13 protein-coding genes are annotated in these 19330 nt (G+C 69.2%); 2 read left to right on the forward strand and 11 right to left on the reverse strand.

Annotated features, from left to right (window positions below):
- Window positions 1–34 precede the first annotated feature (34 nt).
- The 8 genes from CRP45_RS02635 to CRP45_RS02670 all read right to left on the reverse strand — a co-directional run bounded on the left by CRP45_RS02635 (window position 35) and on the right by CRP45_RS02670 (window position 13755).
- Complete coding sequence (locus CRP45_RS02635) at window positions 35–1420, reverse strand: cytochrome P450 (protein ID WP_097243621.1); 1386 nt, start codon at window positions 1418–1420, stop codon at window positions 35–37.
- Entirely contained in the window at window positions 1417–3138 is a 1722-nt protein-coding gene (locus CRP45_RS02640) for a fatty acyl-AMP ligase (protein ID WP_097243622.1), read from the reverse strand. The genes CRP45_RS02635 and CRP45_RS02640 overlap by 4 nt, the downstream gene beginning before the upstream one ends.
- A complete protein-coding gene (locus CRP45_RS02645) occupies window positions 3135–3386 on the reverse strand; it encodes an acyl carrier protein (RefSeq protein WP_067778148.1) in 252 nt (83 codons plus the stop codon). Before CRP45_RS02645 ends, CRP45_RS02640 begins: the two co-directional genes overlap by 4 nt.
- A complete protein-coding gene (locus CRP45_RS02650; RefSeq protein WP_097243623.1) occupies window positions 3383–4228 on the reverse strand; it encodes a nucleoside/nucleotide kinase family protein in 846 nt (281 codons plus the stop codon). Before CRP45_RS02650 ends, CRP45_RS02645 begins: the two co-directional genes overlap by 4 nt.
- Window positions 4225–10203 carry an aminotransferase class III-fold pyridoxal phosphate-dependent enzyme gene (locus CRP45_RS02655; RefSeq protein ID WP_097243624.1) on the reverse strand — a complete coding sequence of 1993 codons (5979 nt, stop codon included), beginning with the start codon at window positions 10201–10203 and terminating at the stop codon, window positions 4225–4227. The genes CRP45_RS02650 and CRP45_RS02655 overlap by 4 nt, the downstream gene beginning before the upstream one ends.
- A 4-nt stretch (window positions 10204–10207) precedes the next feature.
- Window positions 10208–10465, reverse strand: coding sequence for an acyl carrier protein (locus CRP45_RS02660; RefSeq protein WP_097243625.1), 258 nt, complete (start codon window positions 10463–10465; stop codon window positions 10208–10210).
- A gap of 838 nt (window positions 10466–11303) precedes the next feature.
- Window positions 11304–12116: a 2-amino-3,7-dideoxy-D-threo-hept-6-ulosonate synthase gene (locus tag CRP45_RS02665; RefSeq protein ID WP_218841065.1), complete on the reverse strand. Its 813-nt coding sequence runs from the start codon at window positions 12114–12116 to the stop codon at window positions 11304–11306.
- A 490-nt stretch (window positions 12117–12606) separates the two neighbouring features.
- Window positions 12607–13755, reverse strand: coding sequence for an NAD(P)/FAD-dependent oxidoreductase (locus tag CRP45_RS02670; protein ID WP_097243627.1), 1149 nt, complete (start codon window positions 13753–13755; stop codon window positions 12607–12609).
- A 201-nt stretch (window positions 13756–13956) separates the two neighbouring features.
- Here CRP45_RS02670 and CRP45_RS02675 point away from each other — a divergent pair, with 201 nt between their 5' ends.
- Window positions 13957–14358 (forward strand): VOC family protein, encoded by a 402-nt coding sequence (locus tag CRP45_RS02675; RefSeq protein ID WP_097243628.1) that lies wholly within the window; start codon window positions 13957–13959, stop codon window positions 14356–14358.
- 51 nt (window positions 14359–14409) lie between these two features.
- Here the strand turns inward: CRP45_RS02675 and CRP45_RS02680 are convergent, their stop codons facing one another.
- Window positions 14410–15069, reverse strand: a complete 660-nt coding sequence (locus CRP45_RS02680; protein WP_067778142.1) for an HAD family acid phosphatase — start codon at window positions 15067–15069, stop codon at window positions 14410–14412.
- Between the two features lie 237 nt (window positions 15070–15306).
- A complete protein-coding gene (locus tag CRP45_RS02685; protein ID WP_097243629.1) occupies window positions 15307–16527 on the reverse strand; it encodes a PucR family transcriptional regulator in 1221 nt (406 codons plus the stop codon).
- A 709-nt stretch (window positions 16528–17236) separates the two neighbouring features.
- Here CRP45_RS02685 and CRP45_RS02690 point away from each other — a divergent pair.
- Window positions 17237–17713: an HAD-IIIC family phosphatase gene (locus tag CRP45_RS02690; protein ID WP_067778140.1), complete on the forward strand. Its 477-nt coding sequence runs from the start codon at window positions 17237–17239 to the stop codon at window positions 17711–17713.
- Window positions 17714–17737: 24 nt separating this feature from the next.
- Here the strand turns inward: CRP45_RS02690 and CRP45_RS02695 are convergent, their stop codons facing one another.
- Window positions 17738–19327 (reverse strand): GMC family oxidoreductase, encoded by a 1590-nt coding sequence (locus tag CRP45_RS02695; RefSeq protein ID WP_067778139.1) that lies wholly within the window; start codon window positions 19325–19327, stop codon window positions 17738–17740.
- Between the last annotated feature and the right edge of the window lie 3 nt (window positions 19328–19330).

Raw genomic sequence — 19330 nt, forward strand, 5'->3', positions numbered from 1 at the left:
CCTCTGCGTATCGAAAGGGCAAGGGGGCGTGCGCTCATCGGGCCTGCTCCGCCAGGCTGCCGCCGACCGGGACCGCCGGCTCGCGCCGCGCCAGTCGCACCAGCACCGGGTCGGGGGTGTTGGAGATCTCGGGGTTCTCCCGCACTCGAAGGCCGTTCACCAGCTCGATGTCGTACCGCGCCAGCAACATCGCCAGGCCGACGCGCAGTTCGGTCAGCGCCATGTGCTGGCCGACGCACAGGTGCGCGCCCCATCCGAACGGGAAGTAGCGGAACGGCGGACGAGCCCGGTTGCGCTCCTTGGTGAACCGGTCCGGGTCGAAGGTCAGGGGGGAGTCCCAGAAGTCCGGGAAGCGGTGGTTGACGAACGGGCTGATCACCACGACCGCGCCCGGTTCCAGATCGAAGCCGTCGAAACTGTCGGCCTCGAGCGCGGTCCGGCTGAACGCCCAGGCCGGTGGGTGCAGCCGCATCGACTCGTCGATGGCCCGGCCGGTCAACTCCAGCGCGGGCAACGCGCCCGCCACGTCGCCCGCACCGAGCGCCGCGTCGACCTCGGCCCGAACCCGTTGCAGCACCGAGGGATTGCGGCAGAGCTCGTAGACGGTCCAGGCCAGCGCGCCGCCGGTGGTCTCGTGCCCGGCGAGCAGGAAGGTGAGCACTTCGTGCCGCAGCTGTTCGTCGTCCATGGCGTGACCCGCGTCGTCGCGCGCCGCGAGCAGGCGGCTGAGCAGCGAATCGGCCGGGCCCGCCGCGGCGGCGCGATGCCCTTGGATGACGTCGTCGACGACCCGGTGCAAGCGGTCGAGGACGCCGCGGAAGCGCCGATTGGCCGGCGTAGGCACATTCGGCGGGATCTGGATCGGCGCGGCCATGTGCCGCATCACCCAGGAGACGCCCTCGCGCACGTCGTCCTCGATCTGCGGCAGCACGCCGTCGATGTCCGCGCCCATGACCGCGCGGCACACCACGTCGGCCGCGAAGCCCATCACCTCGGGCACCAGATCGAAGGGCGCGCCGTCGGCGGCGCGCTTGTCCAGCCGGTCCAGCATCCGCTGCCCGCAGGCGATCATCAGCGGGATCTCGGTGTCGACGTGTCTGCGCGCGAACGCCGGTTTGATCAACGCGCGCTGGCGTTTCCAGAGTTCGCCGCCGCTGGTCAGCAGGCCGGGCCCCAGCAGATAGTTCAGGCTCTGGTAGCTGATGCCCTTGGCGTACTTTGCCGCGTTGGTCACAAGCACCTGGTTGATGTGGTCGGGATTCACCAGCAGGTGCAGTTGCTGATGCACCAGCCGCAGCCGGACGCTGCCGCCGTGCGTCACGGCCTGCTCGTAGAACAGCGTGAGCGGGTCGGCGCGGTAGTCGAGGTAGGCGCCGAGTGGATGTCGCAGCGCCGGACCGGCGAGGACGCGTGCCGTCATACCGCACCTCCCGCGTCGACGAGTTCGCGCGCAGGCCGCTCGACGAACAGGCGGCGTGCTTCGGCGCGCTGCACCTTCCCGCTGGTGGTCTTGGGGATGCTGCGCGGCGGCACGATGTGGACATCGGCGGGCAGCACGCCGGTGCGTTTGCTCACCGCGACCCGCACCGCACGCCGCAGCGCCTCGTGTTCGCCTGCGGCGACGGCGGTTTCGACCACGAGGTGCAGTTCCTCCGACAGGCCTGCGGCATCCGCGTGACCGACCGCCGCCACCCCGCCGAGCCGCACGCCGTCCACTTGTTCGGCGGCGATCTCGAAATCGGTGGGCAGATAGTTCGCGCCGCGGATGATGATCAGGTCCTTCTGCCTGCCGGTGATGCGCAGCCTGCCCGCCCGCAGATAGCCGATATCGCCGGTGTCCCACCAGCCGTCGGACAGCGCCGAGGCCGTCGCGTCGGGGAGTCGGAAATAGCCGACGGTCGTCGACGGACCGCGGAACTGGATCCGCCCGACTGTATCCTCCCCGCAGGGCGCGCCGTCGCCGTCGACGATACGGACCTCGGTGCCGAGCACCGGCGCGCCGCAGTCCACGATCTGCATCTCGTCGGCGTCTCCCGCCGAAACATCCAGCGCAACACCGTCTCCGGTCAGCGCGCGCCGCGAGACCGAGTCGTAGGCGACCGGTGCGTGCGGGCGCGCGACCGTCACGGCCAGCGAGGCCTCCGCCATGCCGTAGCAGGGCACAAGGGCGTCCGGCGGCAGTCCCCACGCGCCGAAACGATCGACGAAGCGCTGCACGGTGGGCGGGTGGATCGGCTCCGCGCCGCAGAACAGGAACCGCCAGCTCGACAGGTCGACCCCGGCCAGTTCGGCGTCGGTGACTCGCGCCGCCGCGTAGCCGTAGGCGAAGTTCGGTGCGGCCGTGAAGGTTCCGCCGTACTTGCTCACCGCGCGCAACCAGTCGCCCGGACTGCGCAGGAACCGGCTCGGCGGCATCAGCACCGCGTCGATGCCGCGGAACATGGGGGTGAGGAAGCCGCCGATCAGCCCCATGTCGTGGTGCAGCGGCAGCCAGCCCACCCAGGTGTCACCCGGGCCCATCGACGCGGCGAGCGCGATCTGCTCGCAGTTCGCGGCCAGATTGGCGTGGGTGATCTGCACGCCCTTCGGTGTCCCGGTGGAGCCCGAAGTGGCCTGGATGAACGCCAAGTCGCCGGGTTCCGGGAGCCGCGGCGGCAGCGTGGGCGCGTCCGGATCGCCCGCGAGCTGGTGCAGCGCCGTCCCGTCGAGACCGGTCATCCCCGACGGGAGTTCCGCCGCGGCGAGTACGGTCGAAGTGGCGACGACCGCCTTCGGCTCGAGATAGCCGATCAGGCGGTGGAACTTCTCGTAGAACAGCTCCGCCGAACCGAATCCACCGGGTGTCGCCACCGCCGTCGGCACGGCGCCGAGCAGCAGCGCGCCGAAGAACGCGGTGACGAACTCGGGGGAGGTGGGCAGCGACAGCACGACCCGATCGCCGGGTCGCACCCCCGCGTCGGCGAGCGCGGCCGCGGCGCGTCCCGCCGCCAGCGCGAGATCATCGTGCCGCCAGGCGAATTCGCCGTCGGTGCCGCGTTCCGGCACGAAAATCGTGGACGGGCCGTCGGTTCCGCGTTCGGCGTTCGCGAGCAGCGCGTGCACGATGCTCGGGTGTCGCGGGGTCAGCGGCGCGTTCACGACTCACTCCGCACGTACTCGACGATCTCGGCGACCGTATTCAACTGTGCCGCCACGTCTTCGGGGATCTCGATGGCGAAGGCCTGCTCCAGCTGGATGGTCAGCTCGATGGCGGTAGGCGAGTCCAGTCCGTAGTCGATCAGCTGCGTGCCCGCGTCGATGTCGTCGGCCGCGACCCACAGCACCTCGCCGACGATGCCGCGCACGCGCGCCTCGATCTCGGCGGTGGAACGGGTTTGTGCACTCATCCGAAGAGTTTTCCTTCCGTGACGCAGGCGCGGACGGATTCGTCCAGGTCGACGCCGTCGCCGGTGTCGATGCGATGGAAGCCGACCTCCGGGTAGGCGGCGGCCAGAGTGTCGCGCACCCGTAGGTAGCCGTCGCGCAGGGCGGCGAGGCGCTCCGCGGTCTCGTGCGCCTCCGTCGGATCGTCGCCGGAGCGTTCCGCGCAGCGGGCGGCCGCCTGTTCGGGCGGGACGTCGAGCCACAGCACGGCGTCCGGCAGCGTGGTGCGGAAGCGGGCGGCGAAGCCCGCGACCGAGCTGGTGATGTCGCGGCCGACCAGGTCGGCGATCTCGGAGAGCAGCAGCCAGATGTCGGGTGCGCTGCCGAGCCGGGTGGACTCGCAGCGGTGCCAGGCCAGAATGTCGTCGAAGGTGCCTGGCCGGTGCCGTTCGAGCACCTCGGCGATCTCGGCTTCGCGGTCGTGGCCGTTCCACTCGGGGCGGGCGAGCGCCACGTAGAGGGGGCCGTAGACCAGCAGCTCGATCAGCGGATGCCGTTCGAAGACAAGGACATCCGGCGCCCAGGTGTCGAGGAAGTGCCGCTCCACGGGACCGAACAGGGTCATCTGCAGGTACATGGCGGTGGCTTTCATCTCCAGGCTGGAGATCTCGTCACAGCCGACGCTGAATGCCCTGAGCTGCTTGGACAGATCGGTGAGCGGAACGTCGCGGGTGTTGTGGAAGTCCGGGCAGGTCATCGAGGCGAACGAGACGTGATCCCCGCTCGGCGCCAGCTCGCGCAGCCGCGCCATGACCGAGGATTTGCCCGCGCCGTCGATGCCGACGATGGCGACGCGGCGGGTCACTGCTCGTCCTCCCGCAGCTGGGCCAGCACGGCCTTGGTGATCTCGGCGGGCGCGGCGGTGCCGTCAAGGCGCACCCAGCCCAGCTCCTCCGACAGCGACTCCAGCGCGTCGTGGCTGCGCTGCTGGAAGTCCAGGAACGCCTTCTCGTCCCCGTAGCCGCTCTCGTAGTCGCTGCGCAACTGCTTGCGGCCCAACGCGTCCTGCGGGCTCACCGTCAGGTAGAAGGTGCGGTCCGGCTCCGGGAAGCCCGCCGTGAGCTGACGCAACACCGCGGGATCGCCGCCGTGCGCGACCTCGGTGGCGTAGTACTTGTACCAGTAGGCGTTCGCCAGCACGATGTCCACGCCGCGCGCGGCGGCCAGATCGAACGACAGCTGCATCGCGTGGAACAGGAAGTGCGCGCGGCTCAACGGCGTGAGCAGCTTCAGGTAGCCGTAGATCTCGGACGGGCTCTGCCACGGCAGTTTCGAGGAGACCTTCGGATCCAGGAAGGCGTCCCAGATCGTGACCGCGGCGACGCTCTGTCCCTGGGCCTCGAACTCGGCGGCGATCCGCGCCACCTGCGTGGTCTTGCCCGACCCGTCGCCCCCCGCGATGCAGATCAGGCGTTTACGTGCGGTCAGTGGTCCATCCCTTCTAGGCGCCGGGCGTGGGGGTGCCTGGCGGAGTGGTTCTTCGACAGTTGTGGTCGCGGGGTCGACCGCGCTTGGCGCGGGCTCGGTCGCCGCGGGTGCCGAATCGGCCGTCGCTGCCGCGGAATCGGCTGTCGCTGGTGCGGTTTCGGTCGCCGCCAGCGCGGATTCCGTCACCGCCGTCGGCGCGCCGTCGCCCGGACCCCCGTCCGTCGCCGCATCGAGCACGCTGATCACCCCGGCGCTGCCGTCGACCCGGATGCGCTGTCCCGACCGCACCGCGCTCGTCGCGCCCGCGACGTTCAGCACCGCCGGGATCCCGTATTCGCGGCCGATGACGGCGGCGTGCGAGAGCATGCCGCCCACCTCGGTGACGACGGCCGCCACCAGGCCGAGCGCCGGGGTCCAGCCCGGATCGGTGAAGCGGGTGACCAGGATGTCGCCCTCGCGCAGCTGATCGATGTCGGCAAGCGAGGTGATCACCCGTGCGGTGCCCTCGGCGACGCCCGGGCTGCAACCGAGGCCGGTCAGGTCGCCGTCGCCGATCTCGCGGACCGCGCCGACGGTGACCCCGCCGCCGAGTTCGTGCGGCGGCGTCAGATCCCGGTATCCCGCGTACATCGCACGGCGGTAAGCGATTCGGGGTGCGAGCTCGGCGATCTCGACGCGACCCGCGACGAGATCGCTCAACTCGTGGATGCTCAGCTGGAACGCGTCGTCGGCGTGCTCGAGCGTGCCCGCCGCGGCCAGCCGGACGCCCGCTTCCACCACGTAGGCCCGCACGATCGCGTAGCACTGCGAGGAGAACTCCCGCATCCGTTCGCGCGCGACGAGATAGCGCCGGATTCGGTCGACGTGCTTGTCGATCGCCTTGGCGTACTTCACTCGGGTGAGCGGCTTGGCCCGCACCCTGGCCCGCAGTGTGGCGAGCTCGGCCTCGTAGCGTTTGCGCTGCTCGACCTGTGTCACCTCGGGATCCGCGGGCGCGGTGCCGTGTTGGAGCATGACCGCGATCATCGAGCGCACCCGCTCGGGCGCCTCGGACCAGCGCGGGCAGGTCAGATCGAGCTCGGCGTCGGCGTGGAAGCCCTGCTCGCTGACGAATTCGGCGAGCGCCGCGTCCCACGCGGCGCTGTCCAGCCCGTGTTCGGTTGCCACGCGGTGCAATTCGACGATGCCGCGCTGCAACTGCATGTGGCTGATCTCGGCGAGACCGCCCATCAGATCGATGGCCGAGGTCGACCCCTGCGTGGCGGCGTCGACCTTGTCGAGCAGCTGCTTGAAGTCGGTCTGCACGCTCGAGTTGTTGTAGATGGTGGTGAAGTAGGTGCGTTCGGTGGCGGCGTGGAAGGTCAGCAGGCAGTCGGTGAGGTCGGCGGCGAAGGTGGCCTCGTCGGTCTGCGACAGGTTGGCGACCCGCTCGCGCCACAGCGCGTACTTCGCGGGCCATTCCGCGGCGAACGCGTCCACCGCCGCCAGCTGGTCCCGATAGCTCTGCTGGACGGCCATCGCGGCGGGGAGCGCCTTGGCGATGGTCTTGGCATTGGTCGGGGTGCGGTGCGGACCCTCGGGCCCGTATTCGTTGAGCACGCCGAGGTCGTCGTCGAAGTGCTGCTCGTCGAAGCCGGGGATCTTGAAGAAGCAGTTCTTCACCGCGCTGACGTTCCAGTAGGCGCGGCCGTAGTACATCGCCATCCAGTCCGGTTCCACGCCGGGATCGGCGAGCTTGAGCCGCTCGAAGAATCGCTGCATGGAGTGCTGAAAAGCGTTGTCGTACAACGAGAACATCATCGGCGTGCAGACGCGCGCCGAGACACCGCCGTCGCGCAGATCCGCGTCGGAGAACTGGTCGATGTCGGTGCGCCAGGCGATCGCGGTGATGGCCCTTGCCTGGAGCAGCCATAGCTTGCCCGCACCGTCGATGGCCCACTCGATGTCCTGCGGCCGGTGCCGGTGTGCCTGCACGGCCAGCATCAGCGCGGCCAGTCCCTCGGTGTCGGTCGGCGCGAGTTCGACGTCTTCGCCGCCCGCGTCCCGCTCGACCACCGTGCCGTCGAACAGCCGCAGCGTGTACCGGGTGGGCGTCAGCTGGCCGGAGACCAGTCGTTCGCCGAGACCCACGCAGCATTCGACCACCGCGTGTTCCTCGATGCCGGTGAGCGCGTCGATGCTGAAACCCACACCGGCGTACCGCGCGTCGACCATCCGCTGCACCAGCACCGCGACGGTGGCCTTCGCCTCGGTGTAGCCGTGCTTGGCCAGGTAGGTGCGCACCCGGTCGTTGTGGACCGAGGCGCGGCACTGCCCGATGTAGTCGCGCAGCGCCGAGACGTCGGTGATGTCCAGGTAGGACTCGTACTGCCCGGCGAAGCTGGCGTCGTCGAGGTCCTCCAGCACACCGCTGGAACGCGCGGCGACCGGGAATCCGCCCAGCGCCTGCACCCACCGGGTGAGGTCGTCGTCGCCGATCGCGTCGAGGTCGAGCTCGGCGGGCACCACGAATCCCGGTGGCACGTCGAATCCCGCGACGATCAGCTCGTGCAGGGTGGCGGCCTTGCCGCCTGCTCGTTCGGGGACGAAGTCCGCCGCGCCGAGGAACATCGGCGCGGGTGTCGGGTTGTCGGACACGGTGGAAGCTCCTGTCGGAAGCAGAACCGGGCGCACCTCGTGGCGAGCCGCTAGTTCGCGCGCGGCGTGCACCCCCGCGGCGGTGAGCCCGCCGTACGAGGGGCTCGCGGTGTCGGGCTCGAAGCCGAGCAGAACGGTCTCGGCCATGCAGGCGTAGACGATGCCCGGGGGCAGTCCGGTTTCGGGGAAGGGAGGTGTCTGGCCGAGCGGCAGCGCCATACGTCCGCCGGAGACCAGGGTGATGTTCGGCCGCTCGGCGACGGCGGGGTCCACATCGCCGGGGACCGCCAGATCGCACACCAGCACCGGATGGTCCGCGGCCAGCAGGTCCGCGGTCACCAGCGGCGCCGCGGAATTGGTCGCGGTGAGCACGACATCGCAGTCCCGCAGCGCGGCCAGATCCTCGCTGACCTCGACCGAGCCCGAGGCGAGCTGGTCCGCCACGCGGCGCAGTCGGCTCGCCGATCCGGGCCTACCCACCAGGGTAATCGAATCCGCGTGCGGGGCAAGCAGTTCCGCCATGACCGCGCCGATATTGCCCAGCGCGCCGAGGATGCCGACGCGCCGCCGTCCTGGACCGAGCCGGGTCAGTTCCCCGCGCACCACCTCGTAGGCGGAGGCGGCGGTGAGCGAATTCCCGGAGGTCACCGTGACGGAGTCCTCCACCACGTCGCGGGAGGCGTTGGTCACGATGGAGGTGTAGCCGCCGAGACCGATCACCGTGGCGCCCAGGGCGATCGCCTGTTCGACGGCGTCGAGCACCAGATCGCGCAGCCAGGCCCGATGCCCGGCGCGCTGGCATTCGATGATCTGTTCCGCGGAGATCGGCACCGCGATCAGGCAGACCTCGACCGTGGCGCCGGTGGGCGAGGTGACGAGTTGCCTGGTCAGCTCGAAGGGCTCGGCGACACCGCGCAACCGCTCGAAGAGCGCGGCGAACTGCGCGTCCGACCACTCGGCCAGCTCCGGCGCGAATCGGCGCAGATCGGCCGCCTCGGGCAGGTTGGCGAGGAAGGCCACCCGGTTCGGTGCGCCGAAATCCCGTGCCACCACGGCGGCGTGCCGGTCGGGGAGTGGTTTGGGTTCCGGCACTTGCCAATTCGTGGTGACCGGCGTCGCGAGATGGGCGAGCAGCGTGGCCAAGTCGCCGCGGTGCAGCACGGCCGCGAGCTCGTCGAGCGCCGATTCCAGCCGGGACAGATCCGCTTCGGCCAGGAACGCCGAAGGCTGGATGCGCAGCGTGGTCGGCGCGGACAGCGTCGGCAGCATCCGGATGCGGTGGGTGTGCAGCAGATAGCCCGCGACGACGTAGCCGAACATGTCGGGATCACAGATCTCCCGCAGCAGGGCCGATTCCGTCGCGGGCGGGACGAGTTCGATGCCCTGCAGCAGCCCGCGCCCGCGCACGCCCGCCAGCACCCGCGGCCAGCGCCGCGCCACAGCCTCCAGGCGGGCTCGCAGCCGCACACCGGTATCGGAGATCCGGATCTGGTTGTCGCGCAACAGGTCCAACGCGGCTTCCGCGACCGCGCAGGACAGGTCGTCGTCGGCGAAGGTCGAGGTGTGGTACCTGCCGAAGTCCGAGACCGACCCGCCGCGCTCCACCAGCAGCGCCGAGATCTTCACCAGTCCGCCGCCCAGCGATTTGGACAGCAGGTAGTAGTCCGCGGCGACTCCCGACGGCGCCGAGGCCAAGAAGGTGCCCGTGCGGCCCATCCCGGATTGGATCTCGTCGAAAACCAGTGCGGCCGTGTGCCGGTCGGTGAGTTCGCGCAGGGCGCGCAACGTCGCCGCAGGCACCTCACGCACACCGCCCTCACCCTGGATCGGTTCGGCGAAGACCGCGGCGATGGGGGAGACGAAGGTTCGGGACAGTACCGGGCGTCCTGCGGCGTCCACGCTGATCCGGTCGATCGGTCGCAGCTCGTCGGCGAAGGCCGCGGCGATTTCGTCGGGCGCCCAGGTGTCGAGCTTGCGTCGTTCGGGGCCGGGCACCACCAAGTCCGCGGGCGTATCGGCCTGCTCGGTGAGCGCGAAAGCGCCCGCCGTCTTGCCGTGGAAGGCGTTCGCCAGCGAGACGTACACGGGCCCGCGCCGCGCGACGTCCTCGACCACACGCAGCGAGTCTTCGAGAACGGCTGCCGCCGAACGTGTTTCCTCGTGAACCGGCTCGGTCGCGCGCCCTTGGACCGGACGTACCGTGTGCAGTCCGTCGCGGCGCAGCCGCCGCAGCGTCCGTCGCAGTTCGGTACGCAACTCGGCGAGGCGGCGGTTGTGCGCGACAGCGGCGTGCCGGACGGCCGCCTCGACGGCGTCGGCGCCGGTGGACCCGAAGGTGACGACGTACTCACCCCCGGTGCTCGCCCCGACCAGATCCGAAAGCCGATGGGCCAGCCGGGCGGCGCCCGGACGGACACTGCCCTGCGAGACGAACGGCGTCTGCTGGTTCAACCGCGCCGTGGCCACCCGCACCAGTGCCGGATGGTTGTGCCCGAACAGCGCCGCGCCGAATCCGCCGACCAGATCGAGCACGCGGGCGCCGTCCGCTCGGATCAGATGGTCGCCCTCGGCCCCCACGTACACCACATCCAGGTGGCAGGCGCGCAACAGTCGCGCCAGCCCGGGCCGGTTGTGCCGTGCGAAGTCGTCGAACAGCGGCGGCGCCGCGGCGTCCGAGCCGATCGCCGCGGCATGGTCTTGCGCTCTCGGGGCCATGCCGTTACGCACCGACCCCGGTGCGGTGAGCCGTCTTGGTCGTCACGCACTCGATCACGTCACGCGCGGTATGCAGCTCGGAGGCCTCCTCGTCGGAGATCTCCACGCCGAAGGCGCGCTCGAGTTCGATGATGATCTCGGCCGATCGAACCGAGTCCAAGCCATAATCCAGCAACGGCGTGTCGAGATCGATATCGGGCACCTGCAAACCGGCGCGGAACAGCTCTCGCACGCGCTCGGGCACCCGTTCCCGCGCGCTCATTTCCAGCCCCCCGTCGCGCTCGGGACTTCCCCGTCCCCGAGCGGCGCGACCACCGCCGCAGTGTGTGCCCTTCCCGTCCAGAGCTTGGCTTTTCCCTGGTCAGCATGGGGTTCGGCGACTGCCGAGACCGCGATCACTTGCCCTCCGATATCGACAACCAAGACTGTTATGCCTCATATCTCGTCACTGTGCACAACTGTCACCGATCACAGTCGCGCTTTCGACCAATCTGTACACCGCTACTCTGCGCGCTGCAATGTGAAAAGCGGTGTCCCGCAGCGGCTCTCGCTGGCGAGCAATCGAATGGCAAATCAGTGTGTGCGAGGTGTGTGAAACGTGTTGTCACCCATAGGAAACGGGGCATGACAGCGTTTCGGCGCGGACCATAGAAGCTGCGATCGCGAGTTACAGATATGCGTGCGTATCGGCCGCGGTAGATCATCGGTCGGTCGCTCTCCGGAAAGTTCGCTGTTCACGATCGGTTCACCGGACGGACGGATGGAAATCGAAACCAACCCATCGGTACTTTCCTATTGAATTGGGCGGTACCACATCTCGTTGTCGAATCCCACTCGATTTACGATGTTTTTACTCGACGCCGGATGTGCCGCACGCTATTCGAGAGCTCGGCAAACCTTCATCGGCGATGGAAAATGTGACCGCTTTCATTACCGACTGGTAGCAGAAACGTCTGTAATGGGTGTCACAAATCGTACGGTCCGTTGGGATATCCGCGGAAGCCGTGGAATCGGTTCGTCGTCCCCATTCCGAAAATCGCGCGCCGGGCCCGCGGAAGCATCTGCTGCGGGCCGCTTCGGCCGGTTTTCGGGCGATCTCGTCACGAGCGCGCGAGTGCGGGGGTGTACGAAGTAGGGGCGGCGAGCGTGCGATCGGTGTGGACCGCGGTGTGCAGGCGGTGGACGAATGACGCGGGGTCGTCGGCCTGAAAGACGTTGCGGCCGAAGGCCAGACCGGCGACGCCACTGGAGAGGATGCGCTCCGCGTGGGCGACCGCCCGTTCGGCGCGCAGCGCGGGTCCACCCGCCACGACCACGGGAATGTCGACCGAGGCCGCGACCTCGGACATGCTCACCGGGTCGCCGGTGAAGGGCACTTTCACGACGTCGGCGCCGAGGTCGGCCGCGACCTCGGCGGCGTGGCAGACCAGCTCCGGATCGGTGGGATTCGAGACGCGCGGACCGCGCGGATAGACCATCGCGAACAGCGGAACACTCCAACGGTCGCAGGCTCGCGCGACCTGCGCGACGTCTTCCCGCTGCTGGTACTCGGTGCGCGAGCCCAGGTTGACGTGCACGCTGACGGCGTCGGCACCCAGCCGCAACGCCTCCTCGACTGTCGTGACGAGGACCTTGTGATCGGGATCGGTGCCGGAGTGGGCACTCGCCGACAGGTGGACGATGAGGGCGAGGTCGTCGAAGACCGCGGGGTCCACGTGATCGAGCGCGCCCTTGTGCAGCACGGTGGCGTCCGCGCCGCCGACGCGCAGTGCGTGGAGCACCTCGCGCAGGCGGTGCGCACGCAACAGCGAGCCTGCGCCGACGGTGTGGTCGAGCGGGACGATCAGCAGCTTCGAATCGCCGTAGCGGTGTAGGTTTTCGGTCCGATCGTGTCGTGCGAACGTCTTGGTCACGCGTGCCTCCCTTGTCGTATCCCCCTGCGCCGCAGACGCGGACCGGCCGTCTCCCATCCCGCGTGACGCATGAGCCCGACCGCACGACCGTGCGGTGCGTGTCGGGAGCGCGGAAGCTGTTGACCTGCTGGAGGTTTCACAGAAAACTATGCCGCCGCCGCCGAGCGCGCGACCCGGCGCGAGGTGATCTCGCGCACGGAGTGACGCCGTCGCCGCACTCCGCCCTCGCTTCGCGCCCCGTTGTGCCCTGCCCGCGGTGGGGTGGCTGCGGTGCGAGTGGAATTCGTAGCGCATCACAATATTTCCGCGGAATTTTCGTTTCCGGGAACGGAATAGCGGCGGAAGTGAACGCCACGGACGGAAATCGGTGTCGGAACAGAATTCGTTCGGTCGCCGCTTCGGCCATCGCAGCGCGCTCGCCGCGTACATTCTCATCGAGCCGACCGGCCGCCCGGATTTCGAGCGCGCGGTCGCTGTGCGCGTCGCCCGGCTATTCCGAAACGCGGCCCGGGAACCACCGCTGGATTCGCGCGGCGGCCGCCTCGGCCTTCTCGCGCGCGAGTTCCACCGAGGGTGCGGTGAAGGGTGCGCGCGGCGCGGGACCGGACAGGAAATCGGCATCGACCTTGCCGACCAATCCGCCGCCGAATTCGATGTGGCACGCGCCCCTGCCGCGGTACCGGTCGGTCGCGTCGGATCCGCGCACTTTCGCCGCGATGCCCGCGGCCACCGTGCGGGCGGCGTCCTCGGCGAAGACCCCCGCCCGTGGCACCGGCGCGTCGGCGCAGTCGCCGAGCGCGTAGACGTTCGTATACGGCGTCTCCAGGGTGCCCGGGTCGACCGCGACCCAGCCGTCCGTGCCACCGACGGTCAACCCGGACGCTTCGACGACCGCGGGCACGCGGTGCGCCGGGATGCCGATGAAGAGGTCGTAGGCGATCTCGCCCGCACGGGTCAGCGCGACGTGGCGGTCCGGGTCAAGGCCGTGGACCAGTTGTCCGGGCGTGTACTCGATCCCGCGCCGGGTCAGCGCCTCGACGAGGGCGGCGGAGGTGTCCGCCGAGACCGGGATCGGCGAATCCATCGGGCTGATCATCCGGATGCGCGTGCTGTCGCCGAGTCCGCGCCGCGCGAGCTTCTCGTGTAAGAGCATCGCCCCCTCGTACGGTGCGGGCGGGCACTTGAAGGGGACGCGAAGGATCGCGAGGACGATGTCGCCGCCGTCGAAGCTGTCGAGTCGGTCGCGCAGCCTGGCGGCCCCGTCGATCGAGTAGTACTCGTGGCCGTCCTCGACGAAGCCCGGGGTCGCGGCCGGGTCGTAGTCGGCGCCGAGCGCGACGACGAGAATGTCCGGCTCGTACTCGGACCGATCGGTGACGACGCGGCGGGTCCGCGGATCGATCGCGGTGACTTCCTCGCGCCGGAACTCGACACCCGGATGCGCGAGGTCGGCGTACGGAACCCGAACGGCCTCCGGCGGAACATCGCGGAACAGGATCTCCAGCTTGGCGAAGCCGAAGGTGAACGAGTCGTTCCGGTCGACCAAGACGACCCGAACCTCGTCGGCCAGCGAACGCGACAGGAGGGTGGCCAGCTCCAAACCCCCGAACCCGGCGCCGAGAATGAGCACGGTTCGCATTCGCCCATTCTCCACCCGTTTGCCACTCGTTCGCTGGCGTTCGGAGTTCTGCGCTCGGATCCGCCGGGTTCGGACCGATGACGGCGCTGAACGTACCAGCAGGCGCGGGTCACCGCCATCTGCTCCCACCGCCACCTCCCGGCATGCCACGGGCCTGGCGGCGCCCCGCTCGGAACCGCCCGCCCAGGTACCGTCGCGCGCATGGCTTGCAGAATCACCCAACTCATACTCGACTGCGCCGACCCGCAACGGCTGGCGGACTTCTGGTGCGAAGTCCTCGGCTACGTCGAACTCGGCTGGGAGGACGACGCACTGGAGATCGGTCCGCCCGGGATCGGGTTCGGCGGGCCGCAGCCCACGCTGATGTTCATCCCGAGCACCGAGCCGAAGCGCGGCAAGCTGCCACTGCACATCGACGTGAACCCCACCGATCGCGATCAGGACGCGGAATTGGAGCGACTGCTCGCCGCGGGTGCGCGGACGGTCGACATCGGCCAGACCAGCGCCGCGACGTGGCACGTGCTGGCCGACCCGGAGGGAAACGAATTCTGCCTGCTCCGGCGCCGAGTCGAGGCGGTGCAGACGCATTCGAACACACGGTGACACCGCTTCTTCCAGCGCCATCGTCGCGGCGATGCCGACTCCGTTCGGGTCTCAGGACAACTTGCCGTCGTAGTCCGGCAGCTTGAACGTCCGCTCGGCGTGCCCGCCCGCGAGATCCGATGCGCTGTTGCCGATATTGGCGACGATGGTGTAGCCGTCGCCCTCGATGTCGATGCGGGCGTTGGTCTTGTACTGCTCGAGCCCGGACGAGCCGGCGGACAGGGTCGTGAGGGGACTGCCGTAGAGGCCGTCCACGGGGTAGCCGACGGCGGTCAGGTTGGTCTGGGTGTAGAGGTTCATGAGCGCGGGGCGGCCGGTGACGAAAATGATCGCCGCGCCTTGCGATTCGGCCCACGTGGCGAGTTGCAGGATGGGCGCGATGGCGGGGGTGATGGGGCCGGGGTTGTACTGCGTTTCCAGCGAGGTGTTGTCGATGTCGAGGACGATCGCCGGTCGTGTGGCGCCGGGCAGCCGTCCGGCCAGGTAGTCCCTTGCCTGCGCGGCGACCGTCTGCACCTCCGTGATCCACTGCGCGTACGGGGGCAGGCCGCCGCCACCGGAGAGCGAGGAGGAACCGGAGCCGCCCGACAGCGACGACGAGCCGGAACCCCCTGACAGCGAGGACGAGCCGGTATCGGCCTGCGCGGCGGACAGCGGGGCGGCGACGGTGATGGTGATACCGAGGGCGATGCCTGCAACAGAGCGTCTCATGAGCAGGGGACGTTATCGCCACTGAAACAGACGCGCAGCTGTTTCACATTGTCCCGCTCGGTATTTCCCGCTCAGTGGGACGGACGCCGTCGAAACACAAGGGCAGGTGTCGAATTCGTGGTACATCCGTCGAAACCCAAGGCCCCGTATCGAACTCGTGGTGCGGATGCCCTCGAAGCGCATGACGTGCCGAACCCTCTGTGCGAACGCAACTTTCGGTGACGGCGTTCCCGGGAATCACGCGGTCCGGTAGGTGCGCGCTACCAGCGCCGAACGCAGATACCAGAGCCCGGAGGGCTGCGACGGATCGAAGCCGGTCAGCTGGCCGATTCGCTTGAGCCGGTAGTCCACGGTGTTCGTGTGCACGTGCAGCACGCGGGCGGTGCGCTGACGGTTGAGGTTGTTGGCGATGTGTCGCTGCAACGTCTCCAGCAGTTCCGGGTGCTCGTCGAGCGGGTCGAGCAGCGATCCGAGATATTCGCGGCCGGGTCCCGGGCGGGTCAGCTGGTACTCGAGCGCGAGTTCGTCGAATCGGTAGAGACCGGCCACCGCCTGGAGGCGCTGCACCATGTCGAGCAGTTCATGCGCCTGATCGGCGGCGTTGGGTATCTGCTCGGGGGAGGCCTCGACCATGGTCGCGGTGATGCCGACCTGGGCGGACCGGGACAGCTCGGTGATCAGCGCGTCGAACTGCCCTTTGTCGAGCGCGCCGGAGGGAATCAGGATGGTGCCGCCGTCCACGCTGAGCAAGGACAGCGCGGTGTTCCCGCACCGGGTGGCCAGCTCGGCCTGCACCCGGCGCAGCTTGCGCCTGGCGACGACCTGACCGTCCACGGCCGGATTGCGTTCGTCGCGATGCTGGGGAATGGCGACCGCGATCACCGCGTAGGACGACGCGATGGCGATGCCGCATTCGCGCGCCATCGTGGAGGTGCTGTGCCCGCCGAGCAGTGCGGAGGTGAGGGTGTGCACCGCGGTGTGGTGCTCGCTGACCACCGCGCGCAGCTCACGCACATACGCCACCGAGATCGCCGAGGTGATCTGGTCGAGCATCTCCACGACCATCTTCGCGCCGTCGACGAGGTTGCCGTAGTCCTTGATGGTGGCGTTGGAGACCACCAGATCCAGGCCGATCTTGAAGCCCTCGTGGATCGAGTGGTGGATCGTGTCGATCGGCACGCCCTCGCGCGCCCAGCCCGCCGCGGCGTCCTGCAGTCGCTGCAATTTCGCGGGAATGTCCTGGCCGTCGAGCATGCTCACGGCGAACTCGAGGCAGAGCCGGGTGATGGTGGTGACGTCACCGGTGATGGCGTCGCCGGGGAGGGTGCCGCAGGGGACCACGTTCTCGACGAAATGTCCGACCATCTGGCGCGATAGGCTCCGGACGTCCTGCAACGGCGAAGACATCGGTCGGCCGGACAAAGTCAAGCTCGGCCTGGCCCCACTGTCGACGGTCATTGGCGACTCCTTCCGCCCGGGATTTTGCTGTGCGGCGCATTCACACTAACCGCATGATCAGCGGCGCGGATCGATTCGTCAGGTTCTGTGAGATGACGACGCGGCCGAATTCGCGGCCTTGTGAGCGCTCACAGAACGGAGAGTCGAAATGCGGTTCGCGCCATCCAGAGCCCGGACCCGAGAGCGTTGACAGGCAAGCGGATGCACGTCCATCGCGCGGCTGCTGGCCGGGAACTGTCGAAGGTCGACCGGATGGCCGAGTAGCCCACACTTCACCGTGACGCCGAGCCGACCACCCGGATTCGCTCGGCGTTCGCTACTCGGCGACCCAGGGCACGAAACCGCCTGGCGCGCATGGCCACTGACCGAGGTCGAGCATGGGGGAGCAGCGGCACGGTACCGCCCCCTGCAAACGACTTTCGTCCCAAGCGAGCGCTTGTGCGGGCGAAGGTCCGGGTACCGGAACGACCTACCGTGCCGACCGGGCAAGCGCGACAACGTCGTTCGCGCGGCGCCGAGCGCTGACGGTTTGCCTCATCGGATCGGGTGGCGCGCCGCCGGCCTGCCGGTAGTATCACCCGGGCCGGACCGGCCACCCAGAAACCTGGGGCTTGCCCGGCACGTGTCGTGCCCCGATGGTTGCACTAGCCCGTCTGCCGGGCACGCCACGGCAGGGAAGGCAGTGCTGACGAAACGATAGGGGCAGGCGATGAGACCGGCTCTGAGATGTCTTGTCTGGGAACTGGACAACACGATGTGGGACGGTGTCGTGTGCGACGCGACCAGCTCCGCGCCGAGGCCCGCGGCCCTGCGCACGTTGCGGACGTTGAGCGATCGCGGCATCTGGCACGCCGTCGCCAGCCGCAGCGACCGCACTCTCACGTTGGACCGGCTGTACCGGCACGGCCTCTACGAGATGTTCTCGGCGCTGGAGATCGGCTGGGGCCGTAAGTCCGCCAGCATCGTGCGGATCGCCCGAACCCTCGGCCTGAGCTTGGACACCATCGCGTTCGTCGACGACGAGCCGGTGGAGCGCGCCGAAGTGTCCCGCGCGCTGCCGCAGGTGCGCTGCTACGCGGCCCGCAACATCGACGTGCTCACCGCGCTGCCCGACTTCAAGCCGGTGCTCGGCACCGGCCCAACCCCCACGCCACCGCTCGGCTTCGACCGCGTGCCCGTCTTCTAGCCCGGCCGGACCCCGCCGGGAAGGTCAGGCCTCCCGCAGGAACTTGGCCGCCTGCTCGCCGACGAACACGCTCGGCGCGTGCGTGTGGCCGCGGATGAGCAGCGGCATCACCGACGCGTCGGCGACTCGAAGCCCTTGCACGCCACGCACTTCCAGCCGCGGCGTGACAACGCTGGCCGGGTCGGTGCCCATCCGGCAGGTGCCGACCGGGTGGTAGAGGGTGTGCGAGTAGCCGTTGATCGATAGTTCGAGGGTGGCCTCGAGTTCGTCCGGCGCGTTCGGCGGATAGATGAGGCTGCCGAGCACCGCCTTCATCGCGGGCGCGTCGGCGATCTTCGCGCAGGTGCGCAGGCCCGCGAGCAGGGCGGCGCGGTCGGCGCCCGCGGAGTCGGACAGGTAGCGGGGATCGATGACCGGCTTGGCGGTCGGATCGGCCGACCCGAGCGCGATCCGCCCGCGGCTGTGCGGGCGCAGCAGCACGGTCGCCAGGACGACGCCGTGTTCGGTTGGATCGACCAAACCCTCGTAGTAGAACGGCGCGGGCGCGTAGATCAGCTCGAGGTCCGGCAGTTCCAGTTCCGGCTTGGATCGGACGAAGCCGTAGGCCTCGCCGATGTTGGAGGTCAGCATGCCGCGGTGGCGCAGCAGGTAGTCGATCAACTGCCGCGGCTTCTTGTCGGCGCCGAACAGCGAATCCTCGGCCACCCCGTAGCCGATGGCCGCGACCAGGTGGTCCTGCAGGTTGGACCCGACCTCGGGCGCGTGCTCCACCACCTCGATCCCGTGGCGGGTCAGTTCGTCGGCGTCACCGATACCGGAGAGCATGAGCAGCTGCGGGCTGTTGATCGCGCCGCCGCACAGCACCACCTCGCGGCGAGCGGTGACGGTGTGGGTCACGCCGTTCTGGCGGTATTCCACGCCGACCGCGCGCTTGCCCTCGAAGATCACGCGGGTGGCGAGGGCTTCGCTGTGCACCGTGAGGTTGTCGCGGCGTAGCGCGGGGCGCAGATAGGCGTCGGCGGTGCTCCAGCGCCTGCCGTTGCGCTGGGTCACCATGGTCTGGCTGAAGCCGTCGGGCTGCGGGCGGTTCGGCGCTTCGACGGTGAACCCCGACTCCTGCGCCGCCGTCAGGAACGCCGCGGTCGAGGAGCGTGGGCTGCGCTGGTGCGAGACGTACAGCGGTCCGGCCGTGCCCTCGTCGGGGTACTGCGCGTCCTCCACGTTCTCGATCCTGCGGAACTGTTCGACGGCCGCGGCGAATCCCCACTCCTCACCGGCCAGCAGCGCCCATTCGTCGTAGTCGGCGCGGAACCCGCGCACCCACATCATGGCGTTCATCGAGGACGAGCCGCCGTACATCCGCCCGCGCGGCCAGTACACCTGCCGGTTGTCGAGCTGCGGCTGCGGCTCGGTCAGGTAGTCCCAATCCAGTTCGGAGCGAAAGAGTTTCGCGAACGCCGCCGGGATGTGGGCGAACTTGTCCTTGTCCGGCGGGCCCGCCTCGAGCACCACCACCTGGGTCCCGGAATCCTCGCTGAGCCGGTTGGCGATCACCGCGCCCGCCGACCCCGATCCGACGACCACGTAATCGGCCGAGAGCTGCCCTGCTGCCACTGT

This window comes from Nocardia amikacinitolerans, from assembly GCF_900215415.1.
Taxonomy (GTDB): Bacteria; Actinomycetota; Actinomycetes; order Mycobacteriales; family Mycobacteriaceae; genus Nocardia; species Nocardia amikacinitolerans.